This is a genomic window from Paraburkholderia sp. GAS42, assembly GCF_050436565.1.
Classification (GTDB): domain Bacteria; phylum Pseudomonadota; class Gammaproteobacteria; order Burkholderiales; family Burkholderiaceae; genus Paraburkholderia.
On the sequence record NZ_JBNDML010000031.1, the window covers coordinates 48,833 to 69,459 of the forward strand.

Here is a 20,627-nt window from a genome sequence, read left to right on the forward strand (position 1 = left end):
CTTATTTCCGGCGACGCCACCACTTTGATTTGCTACAGCCTTGAACGCGTTTAGTGTATCGCTTGATCGTGCGACCGACTTCGACGAAGTCATCGACGTCCGGACTCCACTCGAGTTCGCTGAAGACCATATCCCCGACGCCTTGAACGCTCCCGTGCTATCCAACGAGGAGCGCGTCACGATCGGTACCATGTACAAGCAGGTATCTCCCTTCGAAGCGACACGACTTGGCGCCGCATTGGTGGCCCGCAATATCGCGAAGCATCTGGAGACGACATTCGCGGATCGTCCACGCAACTGGCGGCCACTGATCTATTGCTGGCGCGGCGGCAAACGCTCAGCTTCGATGACGACGTGGTTTAACATGATCGGTTGGCGTGCACGTCAGCTGGAGGGCGGCTACAAGAGCTATCGTCGCGATGTTGTCGCGGCACTCGAAACGCTGCCGCAGCGGTACCGTTATATGGTTCTGACGGGCAATACAGGAAGTGGCAAGACGCGTCTGCTGCAGGCACTTGCCGAGGCCGACGCGCAGACCCTGGATCTCGAGGCACTCGCATGCCATAGGGGATCGGTTCTCGGCTTGCCGCCTCACGGCCAGCAGCCCTCGCAAAAGGCATTCGACTCCGCTCTGGTTGCCGCATTCCGCCGCCTCGACGCCAACCGGCCGGTCTTCATCGAAGCGGAAAGCCGAAGGATCGGCACGCTCTCATTGCCGGCAGCGCTGACCAATCAGATCCATGACGGAACGTGTGTCAGTCTCGAAACAACACGCGACGACCGCATCCGGTTGCTTCTCGACGACTACGCGCACCTGTTTGAGAACGTCGATCTGTTCAAGTCGCAACTCTCGAAGCTCGCAGGCCTGCATAGTCATGCCCGAATCCGCGAATGGCACACGTTGCTGTACGAAGGACGCAGGAAAGAACTCTTTGAGCAGTTGATCGACCTGCACTACGATCCCGCGTACGCGCGCAGCACCGGCAAGAACTTCGCGAAACTGGCCGACGCGACACGCTTTACGCTGCGCCCCGTCGATGCCGACATTCTCGAACAGGCGCGGACGCTGCTCGCACGCCTTTCCTGACTCAACCGGATCAGTGAAGCCTGGATGGAACGATGGGTTCTCGTGCCGGCGTTCGCTGACCTGCGGGATCCTGTCCAACTGGCTCCAGCGCATCGATGCCTGTGTCAGCATCCCGGCTGAGCATCGCTCGCGCCGTCTTCATGTCGAGCGCACCCTCCCATCGCGCGACCACAATGGTCGCAACGCCGTTGCCGATCAGATTTGTGACTGCCCGGGCCTCGTTGAGGAAGCGGTCAACGCCCAGTAACAACACCAACCCGGACACAGGAATCTTGTGCATCGTGGCCAGGGTAGCAGCCAATGCGACGAATCCGGCTCCGGCCACACCTGCGGAACCCTTGGAGGTCAGCAAGAGGACGCCCATCACGAGTAGCTGATCCCAGATCGTCAGGTGAATATTCATGGCTTGCGCAATGAACATAGTCGCCATCGTCAGATAAATGGCGGTTCCATCGGCATTGAATGTGTAACCCGTGGGCAACACCATCCCGACGACAGGTCGCGAGCAGCCCATCTTCTCCATTTTGATGAGCATCTGCGGCAGAACCGCTTCGGTCGACGCGGTGCCGAGCGTGATGAGGATTTCGTCCTTGATGTAGCGGAGAAACTTCCACAGCGAAAGTCCACACATGCGCATGACGACGCCGAGCACGACGACCACAAAGAAGATTGAGGTCAGGTAAAGGCAGAGCATCAATTGACCGAATGATGCCAACGTGCCAATTCCATACTTGCCGATGGTGAACGCCATGCCGCCAAAAGCGCCGACGGGTGCGACATACATCACAATTCGAACCACGCCGAACATGCCCTGCAGGAACATGTCGAGCATGTCGACAAACGGCGCGGTGCGCGGACCCAGCCTGGCAAGGGCGATTGCGAGCAGGAGCGAGAAGAAGATGATCGGCAGAATCTCCCCGTTCGCGAACGCGCCGACAATGCTGTTCGGGACGATACTCATGAAGAAATCGAGCATCCCGTGCTGTTGCGCCGCATGGGTGTAACTGGCAATGGCCGAACTGTCGATATGGGCGGGATCGATGTTCATGCCGCTGCCGGGCTTGATGATATTGACGACCACAAGGCCAATCGCAAGCGCAATCGTCGATGCGACCTCGAAGTAAAGAACCGCTTTGATGCCAACGCGCCCAGCCTGATGAAGGTCGCTCATGCGGGCAATGCCGACAACGACCGACGCGAAGATGATCGGAGCAAGCAACATCCGGATCAGTTTGATGAACAGATCCCCGAGCGGCTTGAGCTGAGAGCCAATGTCCGGATACAGATGCCCGACGAGGATGCCGGCAATGATCCCGATAAGAACCTGTACATAGAGCCTGGAAAGATATTTTCCGATCTTTGAAACCCGCATGACTGTCTCCTATGCGTGGCGTCTTCTAATAAAATCGGGCGAGCACCCGCAGCGGGGTCAACCGCTGCGGTCAGCACGGCCGGATTTCGCCTGCGTCTTTTTCAGGTTTTATGGACGCTGCGCCGACGCTCAGGGTCGGCGCGGTTGTGGGCTGACCGCTTATGCGGACAGCTTTCGCATCTCGGCAAAGAGATCGGCCTTTCCTTCAAAGCCGATCCCGGGCAGGTCGGGCATGGTGATGTAACCGTTTTCAACCTTGACACCGTCGGGAAACCCGCCGTACGGCTGAAACAGATCCGGATAGGATTCGTTGCCGCCCAGCCCCAGGCCAGCCGCGATGTTCAACGACATCTGGTGGCCGCCGTGCGGGATGCAGCGGCTCGGCGACCACCCGTGCTGACGCAGCATGTCGAGCGTACGCAGGTACTCAACCAGTCCATAGCTCAACGCGCAGTCGAACTGCAACCAGTCGCGGTCGGGGCGCATGCCGCCATAGCGGATGAGGTTGCGAGCGTCCTGCATCGAAAACAGGTCTTCGCCGGTCGCCATCGGCTTGTCGTAGTAGTTGCGCAGCGTAGCTTGCAGCTCGAAGTCGAGTGGATCGCCGGGTTCCTCGTACCAGAAGAGGTCGTACTGCGACAGCGCCTTCGCGTATTGAATGGCCGTATCGAGATCGAATCGCCCGTTGGCATCGACGGCCAGCTTCTGGCCGTCGCCGAGCACGCTCAGGATCGAATCGATGCGGCGCAGGTCTTCGTCGAGCGATGCACCGCCGATTTTCTTCTTCACGACCGTGTAGCCCCGGTCGATATAGCTGCGCATTTCGTCCTTGAGCTTTTCGTGATCCTGGCCCGGATAGTAGTAACCGCCGGCGGCGTACACGAAGATCCTGCGGTCAGGCTGACCATTGCCGTAATGATCCGCCAGCAACTGGAAGAGCGGTTTGCCTTCGATCTTTGCCACGGCATCCCATACCGCCATGTCGATTGTTCCGATGGCGACTGAACGCTCGCCGTGACCGCCCGGCTTCTCGTTCGTAAACATCGTGGCCCAGATCCTGTGCGGATCGAGGTTGTCGCCAGCATCGTTGACGAGTGTGGCCGGGTCGGCTTCGAGCAGGCGCGGAATGAACCGCTCGCGCATCAACTTGCCCTGGCCATAGCGGCCGTTTGAGTTGAAGCCGTATCCGACCACCGGCTTGCCGTCGCGAATGACGTCCGTCACCACGGCGACAAGGCTCAGCGTCATCTTGCTGAAGTCGATATAGGCATTGCGGATCGGTGAACTGATCGGCACGGTCTTTTCGCGAATCTCAACGATTCTCATGGATGTCTCCTGATGGCATCGCGCGTTGTCGATGCAACGGGCTGTAGGAGTCGCTAGGTTATTCGCGAAAAGTGGCGCTATGATTCACTGAAAATCACTTCTTTATTAACTTTCAGTGAAAACTGACATCGCCTCCCATCTCGAGTTTTTCGTACTGCTTGCGCGACACGGAAACCTGTCCGCGGCCGCGCGCGAACTCGATCTGACGCCGCCTGCCGCGACCAAACGGCTGGCTCAGCTGGAGGCGCGTCTCGGCGTGCGACTGGTCAACAGGACAACGCGCAGTATTAGCCTGACCACTGAAGGTGAGACCTACCTGCACCACGCGGCGCGGATTCTGGCCGAGGTGCGAGAGATGGAGGATGCCGTTTCGTCCAGCCGGTCAGTGCCGAGGGGACTGCTGCGCGTGAACGCGACGCTGGGGTTCGGGCGTACTACGATCGCCCCGCTCGTCTCCGAGTTCGCGAGGCGTTATCCGCATGTTGAAGTGCAACTTGACGTCACGGACCGGCCGATCGATCTTGTAGAAAGTGGTGTCGATCTGGCGATCCGCTTCGGTTCGCTGCCCGACAAGCGACTCAATGCGCGGCGCGTCATGTCGAATCGAAGGTTCCTCTGCGCATCGCCGCGATATCTGGAACTGCATGGCACACCTGCGAGTCTTGCCGACCTCTCAGACCACCAGTGCATCATCCACCGTCAGAACGACGATGCTTATGGAGTCTGGCGTCTGATGCATAACGGTCACAGCGAAGTCGTAAAAGTTCAGGGCGCGCTGTCGAGTAACGACGGAGATATCGTCCTCGGCTGGGCGCTGGACGGCCACGGCATATTGGTGCGTTCGGAATGGGATCTTGCGAAGTATCTGGAGAGCGGAAGGCTGCGAATTGTTCTCCCAGAGTTCGTCCAGCCATCGGCGGACCTGTTCGTCTACTACCCGAACAGGCGGAATCAGTCCGCGCGCGCAAGAGCGTTTATTGATTTCCTTGTCGAGCGCTTCAAGATGCCCGTTGCACCTGCTTCACAGGCCGCTTCATTGTAGAAGCCGGATTCGCCTGCCGGCGGTTCGCCCACTCGCGCACCGCTTGCGCGAACAACCTGAGTGCGGTCGGCGGGTGCCGGTTAGCCGGATAGTAAAGACACAAACCCGGAAAGGAAGGACTCCATTCAGGCAGCAGGTGGATGAGCCGGCCCGACGCCACGTGCTCTGCTACGTGCGTTTCCGGGACCCAGGCGATGCCGATACCGGCCAGTGCCGCGTCGACCATCAGATTCAGATTGCCCAGGGTCATTGGCCCGTCGACATCGACGCTCGCGCTTTTGCCGCGATGTTCCAGATCCCAGCGGTACAGCGCGCCGCTCTCGAAGCGGAAACGGATGCACCGGTGCTGCGCCAGATCGTGAGGCGCTTTCGGCAACGCATGGCGCGACAGATAGTCGGGTGATGCCACTGCGGCGAAGCGCATGTCGGGCCCGAACCGGATGGCGATCATATCGCGCGGTACGTCGCCAAGAACGCGTATGCCGGCGTCGAAGCCGTCGGCCACGATATCCACGAGCCGCGTGTCCACGACGAATTCGACATGAATGTCAGGATAGGCATCGAGAAAGTCTGGAAGGACATGGACGACAAGCTGTCTTGCTGCCGCCTCCGAAGCACTGATCCGGATCGAGCCTGACGGCCGGTCGTTTGCCGACGCCACCTGGTTCACCGCCTCTTCGAGATCGGTGATTGCCGGTCTCACGCGAAGCAGAAGCTGCTCCCCCGCTTCCGTCAGCGCGACGGAGCGGGTCGTGCGATTGAACAGCCGTACGCCCAGTCGCGCCTCCAGTCCCCGCATCGAATGGCTCAGCGCCGAAGGCGACACGCCCAGTATGCGTGCAGCCGCGCGAAAGCTTCGCTGGTCAGCGATGGCAATGAAAGCAGTCAGTTCGGACAGGCCAGCGCGCAACATAGTTGAATTTTACTCATCTCCCCGTGCAATGGTAGCCAGATTGTTGAACGGTGTACAGCAACCTACACTGCATGAATTCAATTACGGCCTGGCGCATGTCAGGCGTCGGCAGGCAGCGATGCTCGCGCAGCCAGGGTTCGCCTTCGAAGGCGTGATCGCAGTGCTCGACTCACGGCAAAGCTCTACCTGCGACATTTCAAGGAAGAGAGAGTATGGAAAAGCGCAAACTGGGAAACAGCGGTCTTGAGGTATCGGCGATCGGCCTTGGCTGCATGGGCCTGAGCTTCGGCTATGGCCCGGCCACTGAAAAGTCGGAAGGCATCAAGCTGATTCGCACCGCTTTCGAGCAGGGCGTCACATTCTTCGACACCGCCGAATGCTATGGCCCGTTCATCAACGAGGAGCTGGTCGGCGAGGCCCTTGCGCCCTTTCGCGACCAGGTGGTGATCGCCACGAAGTTTGGCTTCAAGGACGGTGACTCGAGCAAGGGGCTCGACAGCAGCCCTGAGCACATCCGTGCCGTAGCCGAGGCATCGCTGAAGCGTCTGAAGACCGATTGCATCGACCTGTTTTACCAGCATCGTGTCGATCCGAACGTGCCGGTCGAAGAGGTGGCCGGCACCGTCAAGGATCTGATCCAGGAAGGCAAGGTCAGGCACTTCGGTCTGTCCGAAGCGGGCGCGCAGTCAATCCGCCGTGCGCACGCCGTGCAACCGGTGGCGGCATTGCAGAGCGAGTATTCGCTCTGGTGGCGCGAGCCGGAGCAAAGTGTGCTGCCGACTCTCGAAGAACTCGGCATCGGCTTTGTGCCCTTCAGTCCGCTCGGTAAAGGCTTCCTGACCGGCGCGATCGACGCGGACACGACGTTCGACAAAACGGATTTCCGCAACGTCGTACCGCGCTTCTCCGAGGAAAATCGCAAAGCCAATGCGGGCCTCGTCGACGTGCTCGGCAAGATCGCCGACAGCAAGAGCGCCACGCGGGCGCAGATCGCGCTCGCCTGGCTGCTCGCGCAAAAGCCGTGGATCGTGCCGATCCCGGGCACCACCAGACTGCATCGACTCGAAGAGAACGTCGGCGCGGCCGCTGTCGAACTGTCGGCTGACGATCTGTCCGCCATCGAAGCAGCACTGCGGCAGATCAAGGTCGTGGGCGACCGCTACCCGGCGCACCTTCAGCAGCGCGTCGATCGCTAACCTGCCTGCTGCAGCAGCAACAAGTAGGAGTTGAAACCATGAGCAGCAACATTGAAGGCAAGGTCGTCGTGATCACGGGCGCGAGCAGTGGCTTAGGCGAGGCGACCGCCCGGCATCTGTGCGCACAGGGGGCAAGCGTTGTGCTGGGCGCACGGCGCGTCGACCGCATTCAATCACTGGCGGATGAGTTGATCCGCGGCGGCGGCAAGGCCGTCGCCGTGGGCACCGACGTCACCCGCTACGACGAGGTCAAGAGACTGGTCGACACAGCGGTGCAGACCTTTGGGCGCGTCGATGTGATGATCAACAATGCCGGGCTGATGCCGCACTCGCCGCTCGAACGGCTCAAGATCGAGGACTGGAACCGGACGATCGACGTGAACATCAAGGGCGTGCTGTACGGCATCGCTGCGGCACTCCCCTACATGAAGCAGCAGAAGGGAGGTCACATCATCAATGTCTCGTCGGTAGCCGGGCATAAGGTGCGGCCCGGCAGCGCCGTCTATGCGGCCACCAAAAGTGCCGTGCTCATGCTGTCCGAAGGGCTGCGTCAGGAGGTCAAGCCCTATGACATCCGCACGACCGTGATCTCACCAGGCGCGGTGGACACGGAACTCCCGGACAGCATCACCGAGCCCGATGTCGCCGACAACATCCACAAGTTCTATCAGGAGTATGCGATCCCTGCCGAATCATTCGCGCGGACGGTTAGCTTCGCGATCAGTCAGCCGCCAGAAGTCGATGTGAACGAGATCCTGTTCCGGCCCACGCGCCAGGAACTCTAACTGCGGTGCGATTGCGGTACCCGGGCAACCCTCTTCTGAGGCAGGCGCACGTCCTCTGTGCCGGTGTTCAGGCTTTTCCTGCTATCACTGAGCGCGACCTTACGACAACGCAGCGGAGTTCGTGCTCGACGACGCTGCGTACGGGATCGATCGCAAACCCGCCACCTACTTCGCTGGCGCGACCCTCGACGACTTCACCTTCACGAAGCACGCCTGAACCGTGCGGGCGTCGCGGTTGCTCCGCGCGCCTGTGGCCCCGGCGCCGCCGGCAAGCCCGACTGTTCACCGCGACGATCCCATCGGTCGCGCCCGCCTAAGCATTTCATAAGGTTCACCCGCTAAGATCGCCCGGCGGTAGTCTGGGTGTTGCATCGCCTGTGCGCATGGGGCGCGCGACGATTGTGGAACGCTCCAGGCTGCCTGTCATTGATAAAACGTCCCTCAACGCACTCACGACATGAATTCACTCGAAGCGTTCAATCAGGCGCTCTTTCTGATGATCAACGCCACGGCCTCGACGCCCGTGTGGCAAATCGACGTGGCACGGTTGATCGCCGATTACCTCATCTATCTCGTTCCGCTGTCACTCGTAGCGATATGGCTCTCCGGCGACGAGCGTCAGCGCGGCATCGCAGTCCGCGCGTGTTGCGTCACCCTGCTCGCTCTCGGCATTAATCAGATCATTGGCCTTGTCTGGCAACATCCCCGACCGTCGATGATCGGACTCGGCCATACCTTTTTGCCGCACGCGACAGACTCGTCGTTCCCGAGCGACCATGGGACCGTGTTCGCGAGTGTCGCCTTGACCTTGTTGTCAGATGGTCTGCGGCGGTACGGCCTGCTCACGCTGCTGTCCGGTATCGCAGTTGCGTGGGCGCGCGTGTTTGTCGGTGTCCATTTCCCGTTCGATATGGCGGGTGCTGTCGCTGTCGCATGCGTCGCGTTCCTGTTCATCATGCCGGTCTGGCAGCTGGGCGGCACTGTGGTGATGCGCTGGGTGCTCATGCTGTACCGCAGACTGCTCGCGTGGCCGATTGATCGTGGCTGGCTGCCCTCGTGAAGAATTCCTGACCATGCGGTGAAACTACGCCGCTGTCTGATTCAACCGACCCTTAAATCCGTTCACCGCCCTTGCCCACGAACGCTTTTTTTGTGCCTTTTTTATGACTTTTGGGGTGGCATACTTCGCGCGCCAGCTTCCGCTGACCAGGCATTCTTAAAGCTATAAATCCGGGAGGAGAAGCCGAAGATGAACAGTTTCGATACCGCAATCCAGATTTTCCTCACACAAATCGAACTCAGCTCCGTGCTTAACCACGCGATCAGGGTGATCGCGGGTCTTTATACATTCAAAGGTTTCGTCCTCGTACCCATTTTGTGGTGGATCTGGTTCCAGCCCAGTCAACGCACTGAATGGCAGCGTGAGATGGTCATCGCGACGATTGTGAGCGGCCTTCTGTCGCTCGCAACCGGAAGGCTCCTCGCTCATTACCTGCCGTTTCGGGTGCGGCCTATCTATAACCCCGACCTGCACCTGCACTTTCCAATGGCTTTTGTACGCGAGTCCGTGCAGCGAACCTGGAGCTCCTTTCCGAGCGATCACGCGATGCTGTGGATGTCGGTCGCGACCGGCATTTTTCTCGTCTGGCGCCGGGTCGGCATACTCGCGCTGTTGTACGTCGCGATCTTCATATGCCTGCCGCGTGCGTATCTCGGCTTTCACTATCCAACGGACGTGCTTGCGGGGGCGGCGATCGGGATTGCTATCACCTGGGTCATGACACGCGACGCCGTCAGAACGCGTTATGCCGTGCCCATCCTCCGATCGATTCACAGGTTTCCCGGGCCCAGCTATATGTTGGCGTTTCTCCTTTGTTTTGAGCTGATCACCCAGTTCGACGACCTGCTCCAGCTCGTGCAGTCGGCCGCAAAAGCATTGTGACGACCCGGGACTGCGACAACACCATCGCTTCCTGCACTGAGCGTGGCGCTCGCAACGCGCCGGGGAAAGGGATCTGCGTGCGCCACGTCTTTTGACGACGGTGTCGATTTCCGGCATCTCGATTCGTTGTGGTGTCAGAGCCGCCCGTCGATTCTGAATCGACTTCCGGGCCGTGCGGCTCCCGCAACTCACTCAAGGAGAGACGAAATGCGAGTCATGGTGATGGTGAAGGCGACGAGCCAGTCAGAGGCCGGCACAATGCCGGACACGGAGCTGCTTGCCGCAATGGGCAGCTTCAATGAAGAACTCGTCAAGGCAGGTGTGCTTCTTGCCGGCGAGGGCCTGCGCCCGAGCGCCCGGGGCAAACGGGTGCACTTCTCGGGCAGCCGGCGGACGGTGATCGATGGGCCGTTCACGGAGACCAAAGAACTCGTCGCCGGGTTCTGGCTGTGGCAGGTCAAGTCAATGGAGGAGGCGGTCGAGTGGGTCAGGCGCTGCCCTAACCCCATGGAAGGCGACTCCGAAATCGAAATCCGCCCGCTGTTCGAAGCCGCCGATTTCGGTGCAGAACTCACGCCCGAGTTGCGGGCCAGGGAAGAGCATCTGCGCGCCGAGGTCGAAGCCGCAGCGAACAGGCCGCGTTGACGCGAGATAGCTGGCTTGCTGACGCTTCGTGGAAGCGATTGTGGAAGCGATCACGGATACGAAGCTGGCTTCCAGCCCGGAGTGGGCACCGGGCTGATCAGGGCCCTATTTCCTTTTGAACGCAGCGTGCCGTTCTGTGCGTTCGTTCGCAAACTGACTGCTGAGCGACGCATCCAGATCTTTCCGTTCAACCTGGATACCGCACTTCGGGCATACGCTGCCCAGACCCACATCGTGACCACATTGACGATGCGTGAAACGCACCGCGATCTCTTCGCTCTCGTCCTTGCACCACGTTTCGCCCCACGCACGCAGCGCATGAATGACGGGATAAAACGACCGCCCCTTCTCCGTCAAACGATATTCATGGCGTAGTGGCTTCTCGCTATACGGATGACGCTCGATCATTTCATCTGCCTCGAGCGACTTCAGACGGGTTGCCACCATCTGCGGCGTCGCTTCCGTCTGAATCTGTATCTCTTCGAAGCGCGTTGCGCCCATGTACAACTCTCTGAGGACCAGGACGGTCCATCGATCACCCACGATATCCAGCGACCGCGCCACCGGGCATACCGTATCTGTCTTCTCCGCGACACGTACCACGACCGCTCTCCACGAGATAACTATTAATTTCATAGTAACACAACGCGCGCTGCACGTGCATACGCACATGCGGGCCATCGCCGCTTGACGGAACGCGTGCCAATCTGCCGACCGTCACGACGAAATCGCCCTAAAACCCGCATCGTACTTGACACTATGTTTTTCATAGCTATATGCTCCACTCACGTTATGCGATGCGTGAGACGTCACGAATCGTCCGACAAAAGCAGCGCGCCTGCGGCCTGCGAAACGCGACCGGTTCGCCTGCACTTTCTGACTGGAGTACTGAAATGACTAACCCTGTGTATCGCGCGGAGCGCACCGGCCTGTTGCTGGTCGACCCGTATAACGACTTTCTCTCGAAGGGCGGGAAGGTGTTTCCGATGATCAAGGCCATCGCCGACGACGTCCGCCTGCTGGACAATCTCCGCGCCACGGTCGCCGCCGTGCGCGAGGCCGATATCCAGGTCTTCTACGTGCCGCATCGTCGCTGGCAACCCGGCGATTACGACAACTGGGATCATCCGAGTCCGACTCAGCGTCTCGTTCAGCAACGTCACACCTTTGAAAAAGGAACGTGGGGCGGCGAATGGCATCCTGACTTCGTGCCGCAGGAAGGCGACATCGTCATCCAGGAACACTGGGGCGCAAGCGGCTTTGCCAACACCGATCTCGACTTCCAGCTGAAACAGCAAGGCATCACGCACGTGATCGTCGTCGGTCTGCTTGCCAATACATGCATTGAATCCACGAGCCGCTATGCCACGGAACTGGGTTATCACGTCACGCTCGTGCGCGATGCAACGGCCGCTTATACCAGGGAAATGATGCACGCCGCGCACGAACTGAACGGCCCGACCTTCGCTCACGAAATCCTGACAACGGCCGAGCTGATTGGCGCACTTCCTGAATCGCAGGGAGACAAATCGTGAAGCTCAACGGCAATCTGCTCATTGGCGCGCAGGAAGTGTCCGCCACCGCCGGCAGCATGAAGGCGCTGAATCCCGCGACGAATGTCGAGATCGAACCGTCCTTCGCGTTTGGCGGAATCGCAGAAGTTGACCGCGCAGCACAACTCGCCGACGACGCATTCGACAGCTATAACAACACGAGCCTTGCCGGGCGCGCCGCGTTCCTTGAACGCATTGCCGCTGGACTCGACGCCATCACGCCGAACCTCGCGCAACGCGCGTCGCTCGAAACCGGCTTGCCCGTCGCACAACTCCAGGCGGAAGCCGCGAAGTCTGCGACCCAGTTTCGCCAGTTCGCGACCGTTGTCCGTCAAGGACGCTTCCGCCAGGCAACGATCGATCCCGCCCAGCCGGAGCGTCAACCGCGCCCGCGGATGGATCATCGCCTGCAGAAGATCGCGCTAGGTCCCGTCGCGATCTTTGGCGCAAGCAATTTCCCGATCTCGTATTCGGTTGCTGGTGGCGATACCGCGTCGGCGCTGGCCGCTGGGTGCCCCGTCATTCTGAAAGCGCACAACGCGCATCCCGGTGCGTCAGAACTGATGGGCCGTGTGATCCGGCAGGCCGTGGAAGATTCGGGCCTGCACGAAGGCGTGTTTTCTCTGGTCCGCGGTGGCGGCAATGAAATCGGCGAGGCGCTGGTCGATCATCCGCTGATCAAGGGTGTGACGTTCACGGGCTCGGAAGGCGGTGGGATGGCGTTATTCCGGCGTGCACAGCAACGTCCGGACCCGATCCCGGTCTTTACCGAAATGACGAGCGTCAATCCGACTTTCGTGCTTCCGGCTGCGCTGGCTGCGCGCGGCGCCGATATCGGCGATGGTTTCACCGAGCGCATGCTGGTTACCGTGGGTCAGGCCTGCCTGAAGCCCGCGATCCTGCTCGCTATCGATGGTCCTGGCTACACCGACCTGAAGCGGGCGATGATCGCCCGTGTCGAAGCGATGCAGGCTCGTACGATGCTGACACCCGGCATCTGCACGGCGTATCGCAAGAATGTAGAGCGGCAGCGCAACGCGGGTGCAGAACGCATCGCAGCGGGAGGCAAAGCGCAGGGTGCGTGGGACGGTCAATCGATTCTCTTCGAAGTCGAGGGAACACGCATGCTCGATGATCCGTCATTGTCGGACGAGGTATTCGGCCCGGCTGCACTACTGGTGCGTGTGAAGGACGTTGAGCAACTGATCGCCATCGCAAAGCAGTTCCGCGGACAACTCTCGGCAACGATGCAGATCGATCCGGCCGATCATGCGCTCGCTGCCCGCCTGTTGCCCGTTCTTGAGCGTCGCACGGGGCGCATCGTCGTCAATGCGTTCTCGCATCCGCAAGAGGTGTCATACGCAACGATTCACGGCGGCCCTTTTCCCGCGACGTCGGATAGCCGCTTCACTTCAGTTGGCATGAGTTCGATCGAGCGTTTCCTGCGGCCCGTGTGCTATCAGGGCTTCCCGGATGAACTGTTGCCGGAAGCGTTGAAGCATGACAATCCGCGCGGCATCTGGCGACTCACCGATGGCGAGCTGTCGAAAGCCTGATCCGGACTGACGATCAGGCGAAACAAGCCCGTGACCTGCGCGCCGCAAGGTCGCGGGCTTCTCCGCATCGAACACGCCCCACACACAGCCGCGTAGCAGGCCCACGCACGCGTGCGCAGAAGAAAAGCCGGTACCGCAACCGGGGACTTCCAGACCCGCATTTTGTTTCGTGGTGCGTCTGATCCGCCGGCAGATACATAACAATACACAGCGGCGTGCTCCTGACAAAACCCAGATACATCCGCGCGTTTCAATGTAGTCAACGCCAGACATCTTTCGCACTGTGCGTGGGAGCGGTGGAAAACGGATGCATCGCGCGTCCTCTTCGTACCGATCCGGCCCGTTTCTGTGACTTCACAGGCAGACCTTCGTTTGCGAAACCTTGAACCCTGGATGGAGTATGACCATGAAGCTCTTTCAATTGCTCGCTGTTACCGCCGTTCTCGCCACTCCCTTCGCTTCGTTCGCCCAGTCGAATGGACCTGTGACGCGCGAGAGCGTGCGCCAGGAACTCATCGAACTGCAGAAGGCCGGGTACAACCCAGCTAGCGATGAAACCCAATACCCGCGAAATATCGAAGCGGCCGAGGCACGCCTCCATGCTCAGGATTACGCCGCGGTGAATGCATATGGTTCAGCGACCGCCGGAACTACCGAGGCTGGCGCGCCGAAAGCCGTAGCGAGCATCGCCGGCCTCGATTCCGTGTACGCGCACCCCTGACTGCTGCCGCGTGCCGGCTCTCGATGCGCTCGAACATGAAGCGCTGCTTCATCTGCAGCGAGACAACCGTTTCGCCACGCTGTGCGAGATGCTCGCCGCCCGCCTTGGTGACGCCGACGGCGTTGCAAAGGCAGGGACGTTGCTCGCGGGCTGGTTCGACCGAGCTCATCGTCGGCATCGAGGAAGACTGAAGCGGACACGACATAACGCCGGCCCGTGTGAGAAGGCCGGCGCTTTTACACGATTAACTCAAATCAGCGTATTTGAGGCTCCAGCTGAAGGTGCGGCTGGTGCCAACGCTCAGAGCAAAGGGATTTGTCTTGCAAGCAAAATTCGAATGCAACTGACCGATCGGGGTTGTTGACAACGGATTGGTTACGCCACCCGCCATGTCAAAGTTGGACAGCGCACAGTTGTCAAACCCGGTGGTGCCATAACTGGTCGCACTACTATTCGCATAAGTGACCGAGACACCATCGCCGTTGGCTGTGGTGCTCTGGAAATCGGCAAACGAGGTGAAATCAGTCTCGATTGCGATATTTCCCGCGAGCGTTCCCGAACTCAACGTGTCAGTTCGCGTGATCGTGCCTTGAGCGAACGTCAACACCGTATGCGCTTGCAGGTCGATATCTGTCGTATACGTCGCATTCTTCACGGCTTGCCTGAACCTGGTCGTATCGAAGGAAACTACAACCTGCCCGTTACTTTCCTGCACACTCAGATTCTTGAAATACGTCACGGGAATGTACGTCTTCCCGTTGTACGAAACCTGAGGAATCAGTAATGCGTAGCCGAGATCCGTTGTTCCATAGGTCAACTTGTCGGAAAACGGTACGGGGTAATACGGCGTGTACGAGTTGTAGTCCGGTGCCTGGCTCAGGTTCAGGTTGATGACGCGCTTTCCATCGCGCACGGTGATCAATGCTGCGCTATACGGGTGAGCGGTATCGCCAGGCACGTTGTACCAGGTGAGCGTGTAATGGGGCAACGCAGCCAGCCAGGTCTTGAAGTCAGTGTCGGCCATGGGTGCGTTTCCGCCGAAACCAAGCTTGTTCCACCAGGCATTCACGTACATGTACTGATGCAGGAGACTGAAGTTTTCACCCATCACACGGGGTTTGCCCCGATAGGAATCCGTTCCGCGACCCTTAACCCACATATTCACCGACGGGGTAGGCAATGTTGGGTCGTACCAGAATGTATCGAAGCGATAAGCCGACTTATAGATGAACGAATAGGCGATCTGCATTTCCTGTTGAGACAGCACGCCGGCGTTTGCCGCCGCGGTCAGGATTTCCACAAACGCCGAATCGCCGTATGGACCGATTGACCGGCCGTAGTTGAAGCCCTGCCCATCGGTATTCAGTTGAGGAAGTATGAGATCCACAGATTTTCTGAGGTATCCCTTCAACTCCGGCGTTAAGTTAGCCAGATTATCCATTTCAATGCTTCGCTCGACAACTTCGCCAATGAGCAAGGTGCTATAACGATCGAAACGCGCCTGATCATAGTAGGTAGTATGAGTGTTCGACGCTTCATCAGAAAATCCGCCAGAGGAGTCGTTTCTGATATGTTTCGTCAACGTGTAAAGCAGCGCATCCCGTGCACCCATCGTTGCCACAGCCGGATCGGTAGCGGAGGAGAAAGTCGGATTACTCCACCCAAGCTTTTGTCTCAGTCCGGCAATGCCGTAAGACACTGCATAGTAATTCTGGGCGGTGTTAAGTGACGCAATGTCGATCGGCACGCCGGTAGCGGGGCATGTATTCGTCTTTCCGCTTCCATCTGCGCCAAACATGTCACAGAACGTCAGGCGGTTTTGCAACGTCGCCAGCATGGCGTCGCTGAAAACTTCATTGAGCATACCGTGCGCCTTGAGATTATTGAGCGTAACCAGGTAGTAGTATTCGCCCCACGAAGTGTTTGCGTACAGATAATTGGTGCCGCTTGTCTGCGTTATCATCGCGGCCGTTATTTTTTGATATGTCGCAAGGTAATCCGCGTAATTCGGATCACCCTTCGTTTTCATATCGATCAGTATGTATGACAGGCCGAGGGCCAGCTTGCCGGGCAGGAATTTGTCCCCCGTGTTGGTATCGAGCACATGTACGGGACTGCCGTCGCCAAGATCCATGACCACCTGCGTGAAATCAGGCGATTTTTTAATAAGGTCGAATAGCGCTCTCATTTGCCCCATCATGGTAATGGGTACGCCTGCTCCCGCTGGGACGCTAGTGTCAGATGCTCCGTAGACTATCGCCTGCAGGGAATTGGCCGCCATCGCGGGTGGTGGCGGAGTCGTAGCCGTAGTCCCTGTTGAATTGCTACCTCCACACCCGCCGATAAAGAGTGCGGAAAGTGTACCGAACGCAATCGCAAGCGCGGATTTCTTCTGTCGATGCATTTTGTCTCCCTATTAAATTCAATTTGCGTCAAAGACGACAAGCTTCGTATCACCACCCTTCAAGCTCTTTCTTTGGGCGAAACATTCCTGCCATCGGGAAGGCTTAATTTCCGCGCGTGCGCGACCGCCGTGCCCGCGAAGGCTCGAGGTTTTTATTACGGACTGCAAATTGTCTATGTCGCGGATGTCAGGATCTGTGGGCTCATGTCAGAACAGTTTCGCGAAAGGTGCGGTTCAACCACGTCGCGTCGCGCCATGGCGCCCCGCTCTCCCAATTCGGACAGCCTGTATCTCCCTGAAAACTTGTCCACGGCCCGGCATCCACCCGTCATCGAAAGAATGTGTCTCTTTCTTAGGAAAACGTTTTCGTTAATTTAGACAATCGACGCGGTAGGTGTCAATCGTTTTCCGGCGAGCTGGCATCAGTAGATACCCCGACACGTATGCAGACCGTCAGCTTAACCTTCCTTCCATAGCCATATGGAGAAACCGACCAAATCAGGAAAACGTTATCCACAATTACTGGCAATACAGCTCTTGTGACTTGTAGCCGGCAGTCCTGGTGTTGTCCTGGCAAACAGGCAGTCTGGCGCCTTATGGCCCGCCTGCCGCCTTACCGGGTCACATACCGCGATCCGCTCAGTCCCCTGCACGCGGCTACATCAACCGGTAACGCTCCAGCTCCTCTAACAACGCATCGGCACTGACGAACCTGTATCCGCGAAGGCCGGCATCGATCGCACCCGCTACGTTGGCGTCCGTGTCGTCGATGAAAAGGGTTTCGTCCGCGCTGACACCGAGCTGTTCAAGACAGCCCAGATAGGCCCGAGCCGCCGGCTTCGCTGCGCCGAACGAAGCGGAGGCATAGACATGAGGGCCGAAGAGTTGCGCGACTGGCGGATTCAGAAAACCGATATGGTCGGTGACCAGACAGCAGTTGTTTGTCAGCACTGCAACCTTGTGGCGTTCGGCCACGCTTGCAGCGAGCGCAAGCACTTCCGCGTTGGGTGTGATCGACGCGCGGCGAGCGGCCAGCCAGTCGTCGCGGGTGATGTGGCAGCTGAGCAGATCGCCCAGTGCGCCCAGATACTCGTCATCGCTGATCAGCCCTGCGTCAGCACGTGCTTCAAGGCCCGATCCCCAGATGGCGTGACGCACAGTGTCAGGCGCCTGACCTGATACTGCCGACAGATGTTCTACGCGCGCGGAGCGGTCGTAGTGCGACAGTACGCCCTCCATGTCAAACAGGACTAGCGTGATGGATGCTGTCATGTTGTCGGCCCCGCGTTGAGAGCTTCCGGGAAATGACATTGCCATCCGGCAATGCGCCTTCAGACGGCTGGAAGTGTCTATTGTGCCTTTACGAGCTGAAGTCCTTGCCCCAATCGTTGGCCTATCGAACCGAAAGCGCCTCAGCAACGCTTTCAAACGCGTAAATGGCCACAGTCCCCATGCGTTTCCGGAACATCACAAGCGAGTGGGAGCACAGGAAAGTTGCCATTATTGGCTGGCAGCGCATTATGACTTTCCTTCTGGCCGCATTGTGTACGTGACCGACAGGAGTAATCTGGCTCTTTCACGCTCCCCAAACCCTGTGCGGCCGAAGCGTGAACGTCTAACGAAAACATCCGAAGGAGACCTGGATGGATGCTGCAAGGCATCAATGACAACGTGTCTGGCAAACGCGATCCTTGACTAAACTTGCAAGGGCGCGCCGAGCCCCCGGTCTTCCGGCAGACACGATGCACCCACACACTGAAACACGGCCCCGTGACCCGACGCGTTGCGCCAGCGCGTAACCAGTTACGAACGGCCTTTGATTGATCGAGCTGAAAAAGATAATGCGCCGAACTATTGCAACCGTATCGCTCAGTGGGACGCTGCCCGAAAAGCTCGAGGCCATTGCGGCCGCGCGCTTCGACGGGATCGAACTCTTCGAAAACGACTTCGTCAACTACAAGGGCTCTGCTTCGGAAGTGCGGACAATGGTGGCCGATCTCGGGCTGACGATCGACCTGTACCAGCCGTTCCGGGATTTTGAAGGGATGCCGGAGGCACAGTTCCGGCGCAATCTCGAGCGAGCGGAGCGCAAGTTCGACCTGATGCAGGAACTGGATGTATCGATGATGCTGTGCTGCTCGAACACGTCGCCGCTCACCATCGACGACCCGGAACTCGCAGCGGCGCAGTTGCATGAACTGGCCGCGCGTGCTGCTGCGCGCAACCTGCGAGTCGGCTTCGAGGCGCTCGCGTGGGGACGCGCAACGAATCTTTACGGACACGCGTGGGACATCGTCCGGCGTGCCGATCATCCGCACCTTGGGCTTATCCTCGACAGCTTTCATACGCTGTCGCTGAAAGACGACCCAAGCGGTATCGCCGGGATCCCGGGGCACAAGATTTTCTTCCTGCAGATGGCCGACGCACCGCTGCTGTCGATGGACGTGCTGCAATGGGCCCGGCACTACCGGTCGTTCCCTGGTCAGGGACAATTCGACATGGCGAACTTCCTTGAGCAGGTGCTACTGGCAGGCTATACCGGACCATTGTCGCTGGAGATCTTCAACGACGTTTTTCGCGAGACGCCCAACCGCCGCATTGCCGTCGACGCCATGCGCTCGCTGCTTTACCTCGAAAGCCAGGTGCGCCAGCGTCTCGAACAGCCTTCGCCGCCTGAGGGCAAGGTGGACAACGCGACGTTCGCCGAGCGAAGCCAGCGCGTGCTGCAACGTGTAGAACTGTATAGCCCACCGCCGCTGCCGGATATCGCGGGACTTGCGTACATTGAATTTGCCGCCGACGAAGCCTCGGCAGCCGCGTTCGGCACACTGTTGCAGCAACTGGGCTTCCGTCGCGCGGGGAAACATCGCTCGAAGGCCGTCGTGCTGTACCGGCAGGGCGAGATCAATCTGATCGTCAACGCTCAACCGAACTCATTTGCGCGTCGCCGTTTTGAAGCGCATGGTCTGTCCGTATGCGCGATTGCCGTGCGCACCACGGACCCTGAACGCGCGGTGGGCCGTGCGACGGCGATGCATTCGAAACGTTACGACGGCCCTGTGGGACCGTCCGAGCAGCACGTGCCCGCAATCATTTCGCCGGGCGGCAGCCTGATCAGCTTCGTGTCTTCGGCGCTCGGGACGGACGGGCTGTATGAGGCCGATTTTGTACTCGACGACGAGCCCGATGGCACGGCGCGAGACACGGGTCTGGCACAGATCGATCATGTCGCGCTCGGACTCGCGGTCGATCAGCTGGATACGTGTATTCTGTTCTCGCGCGCGGTGCTGGGTCTGGAGCCGGGCGAGAGCCTCGAACTGGCCGACCCGTTCGGTCTCGTTCGCAGCCGCGGCGTGGCGAATGCGGATCGCAGCATGCGCCTCGTACTCAACGTTTCGCCCGGTCAGAGGACGCGCACTGCACGCACGGTGGCGGCCGGCGGCGGTGTAACGGTTCACCACATTGCATTGAACTGCCACGACATCTTCGACACCGTCACGCGTATGAGATCCAACGGCGTGCGCTTCGTGCCGATATCCGGAAACTACTACGACGACCTGCTCACCCGCATCGATCTTGATGAAGGCCTGCTGGCGCGGATGCGAAGTGCCGGGGTATTGTTCGATCGTTCGCCGACTGGCGACTATCTCCACATCTACACCGAGAGCGTCAACGACGGCCTCTTCTTCGAAGTCGTGCAGCGTGTGGATGCCTATGATGGATACGGCGCCACCAACGCGCCAGCACGGATGGCTTCACAGGCTCAAAGCACTGATTGATGGCGTCGCCCGGCCCGGGACGCTTCGAAAAACGAAAATAACGTACGTTTAGTCTGTGGCGTGTGTGGCCTGGGCTTCGATCGAGGCCGTAGCGATCTAGACCCGAGTGCTACTGATGCCCACGATGCTGGTCCCTGTCGGCGTCCGCGAAATGCGACGCCTGGATCCCCGAGCGTCGGCTTGATTGGGAATCAGAACCCCGCAACAGCGTTAATGCCGTTCAGTTAAGATCCTTCTTCAAGAAACGAACGGTATAACGGTGAGGTCGAGATTTGACGACCCGGTCGCATGCGCGGCCGGGTCGTT

17 protein-coding genes are annotated in these 20,627 nt (G+C 59.3%); 11 read left to right on the forward strand and 6 right to left on the reverse strand.

Annotation, left to right across the window (positions count from 1 at the left end):
• Window positions 1-40 precede the first annotated feature (40 nt).
• Complete coding sequence (gene mnmH, locus P3T16_RS31730) at window positions 41-1,087, forward strand: tRNA 2-selenouridine(34) synthase MnmH (protein WP_429345237.1); 1,047 nt, start codon at window positions 41-43, stop codon at window positions 1,085-1,087.
• A gap of 10 nt (window positions 1,088-1,097) precedes the next feature.
• Here the strand turns inward: mnmH and dctA are convergent, their stop codons facing one another.
• Together dctA and P3T16_RS31740 are read right to left on the reverse strand one after the other, a co-directional pair.
• Window positions 1,098-2,459: a C4-dicarboxylate transporter DctA gene (dctA, locus tag P3T16_RS31735; protein WP_429345238.1), complete on the reverse strand. Its 1,362-nt coding sequence runs from the start codon at window positions 2,457-2,459 to the stop codon at window positions 1,098-1,100.
• A 159-nt stretch (window positions 2,460-2,618) separates the two neighbouring features.
• Complete coding sequence (locus tag P3T16_RS31740; protein WP_429345239.1) at window positions 2,619-3,785, reverse strand: mandelate racemase/muconate lactonizing enzyme family protein; 1,167 nt, start codon at window positions 3,783-3,785, stop codon at window positions 2,619-2,621.
• 115 nt (window positions 3,786-3,900) lie between these two features.
• Here P3T16_RS31740 and P3T16_RS31745 point away from each other — a divergent pair, with 115 nt between their 5' ends.
• On the forward strand, window positions 3,901-4,827 hold the full coding sequence (locus tag P3T16_RS31745) for a LysR substrate-binding domain-containing protein (RefSeq protein WP_429255621.1): 927 nt from the start codon (window positions 3,901-3,903) through the stop codon (window positions 4,825-4,827).
• On the opposite strand, the gene P3T16_RS31750 is transcribed toward P3T16_RS31745, so the two are convergent.
• Window positions 4,784-5,740: a LysR family transcriptional regulator gene (locus tag P3T16_RS31750; protein WP_429255622.1), complete on the reverse strand. Its 957-nt coding sequence runs from the start codon at window positions 5,738-5,740 to the stop codon at window positions 4,784-4,786. The genes P3T16_RS31745 and P3T16_RS31750 overlap by 44 nt on opposite strands.
• A 212-nt stretch (window positions 5,741-5,952) precedes the next feature.
• Here P3T16_RS31750 and P3T16_RS31755 point away from each other — a divergent pair, with 212 nt between their 5' ends.
• From P3T16_RS31755 to P3T16_RS31775, 5 genes are all read left to right on the forward strand, one after another.
• Window positions 5,953-6,936, forward strand: coding sequence for an aldo/keto reductase (locus tag P3T16_RS31755; protein WP_429255623.1), 984 nt, complete (start codon window positions 5,953-5,955; stop codon window positions 6,934-6,936).
• 38 nt (window positions 6,937-6,974) lie between these two features.
• Window positions 6,975-7,721: an SDR family oxidoreductase gene (locus tag P3T16_RS31760; RefSeq protein WP_429345240.1), complete on the forward strand. Its 747-nt coding sequence runs from the start codon at window positions 6,975-6,977 to the stop codon at window positions 7,719-7,721.
• Between the two features lie 457 nt (window positions 7,722-8,178).
• Complete coding sequence (locus P3T16_RS31765) at window positions 8,179-8,781, forward strand: phosphatase PAP2 family protein (RefSeq protein ID WP_429345241.1); 603 nt, start codon at window positions 8,179-8,181, stop codon at window positions 8,779-8,781.
• A 189-nt stretch (window positions 8,782-8,970) separates the two neighbouring features.
• Window positions 8,971-9,663: a phosphatase PAP2 family protein gene (locus P3T16_RS31770; RefSeq protein WP_429345242.1), complete on the forward strand. Its 693-nt coding sequence runs from the start codon at window positions 8,971-8,973 to the stop codon at window positions 9,661-9,663.
• Between the two features lie 207 nt (window positions 9,664-9,870).
• On the forward strand, window positions 9,871-10,308 hold the full coding sequence (locus tag P3T16_RS31775) for a YciI family protein (protein WP_429345243.1): 438 nt from the start codon (window positions 9,871-9,873) through the stop codon (window positions 10,306-10,308).
• A gap of 105 nt (window positions 10,309-10,413) precedes the next feature.
• Here P3T16_RS31775 and P3T16_RS31780 read toward each other — a convergent pair whose 3' ends face one another.
• Window positions 10,414-10,911 (reverse strand): winged helix-turn-helix transcriptional regulator, encoded by a 498-nt coding sequence (locus P3T16_RS31780; RefSeq protein WP_429345244.1) that lies wholly within the window; start codon window positions 10,909-10,911, stop codon window positions 10,414-10,416.
• A gap of 290 nt (window positions 10,912-11,201) precedes the next feature.
• On the opposite strand from P3T16_RS31780, the gene P3T16_RS31785 reads away from it, so the two are divergent.
• The 3 genes from P3T16_RS31785 to P3T16_RS31795 all read left to right on the forward strand — a co-directional run bounded on the left by P3T16_RS31785 (window position 11,202) and on the right by P3T16_RS31795 (window position 14,138).
• The gene (locus P3T16_RS31785) at window positions 11,202-11,843 is read left to right on the forward strand and encodes an isochorismatase family cysteine hydrolase (protein WP_429345245.1); all 642 of its coding nucleotides are present in this window, start codon (window positions 11,202-11,204) and stop codon (window positions 11,841-11,843) included.
• Window positions 11,840-13,417 (forward strand): aldehyde dehydrogenase (NADP(+)), encoded by a 1,578-nt coding sequence (locus P3T16_RS31790; RefSeq protein ID WP_429345246.1) that lies wholly within the window; start codon window positions 11,840-11,842, stop codon window positions 13,415-13,417. Before P3T16_RS31785 ends, P3T16_RS31790 begins: the two co-directional genes overlap by 4 nt.
• A gap of 400 nt (window positions 13,418-13,817) precedes the next feature.
• Complete coding sequence (locus P3T16_RS31795; RefSeq protein WP_429255631.1) at window positions 13,818-14,138, forward strand: DUF4148 domain-containing protein; 321 nt, start codon at window positions 13,818-13,820, stop codon at window positions 14,136-14,138.
• Window positions 14,139-14,382: 244 nt separating this feature from the next.
• On the opposite strand, the gene P3T16_RS31800 is transcribed toward P3T16_RS31795, so the two are convergent.
• Together P3T16_RS31800 and P3T16_RS31805 are read right to left on the reverse strand one after the other, a co-directional pair.
• A complete protein-coding gene (locus tag P3T16_RS31800) occupies window positions 14,383-16,542 on the reverse strand; it encodes a hypothetical protein (protein WP_429345247.1) in 2,160 nt (719 codons plus the stop codon).
• Between the two features lie 657 nt (window positions 16,543-17,199).
• A complete protein-coding gene (locus P3T16_RS31805) occupies window positions 17,200-17,814 on the reverse strand; it encodes an HAD family hydrolase (protein ID WP_429255633.1) in 615 nt (204 codons plus the stop codon).
• Window positions 17,815-18,383: 569 nt separating this feature from the next.
• Here P3T16_RS31805 and P3T16_RS31810 point away from each other — a divergent pair.
• Window positions 18,384-20,321: a bifunctional sugar phosphate isomerase/epimerase/4-hydroxyphenylpyruvate dioxygenase family protein gene (locus tag P3T16_RS31810; protein ID WP_429345248.1), complete on the forward strand. Its 1,938-nt coding sequence runs from the start codon at window positions 18,384-18,386 to the stop codon at window positions 20,319-20,321.
• Window positions 20,322-20,627 lie beyond the last annotated feature (306 nt).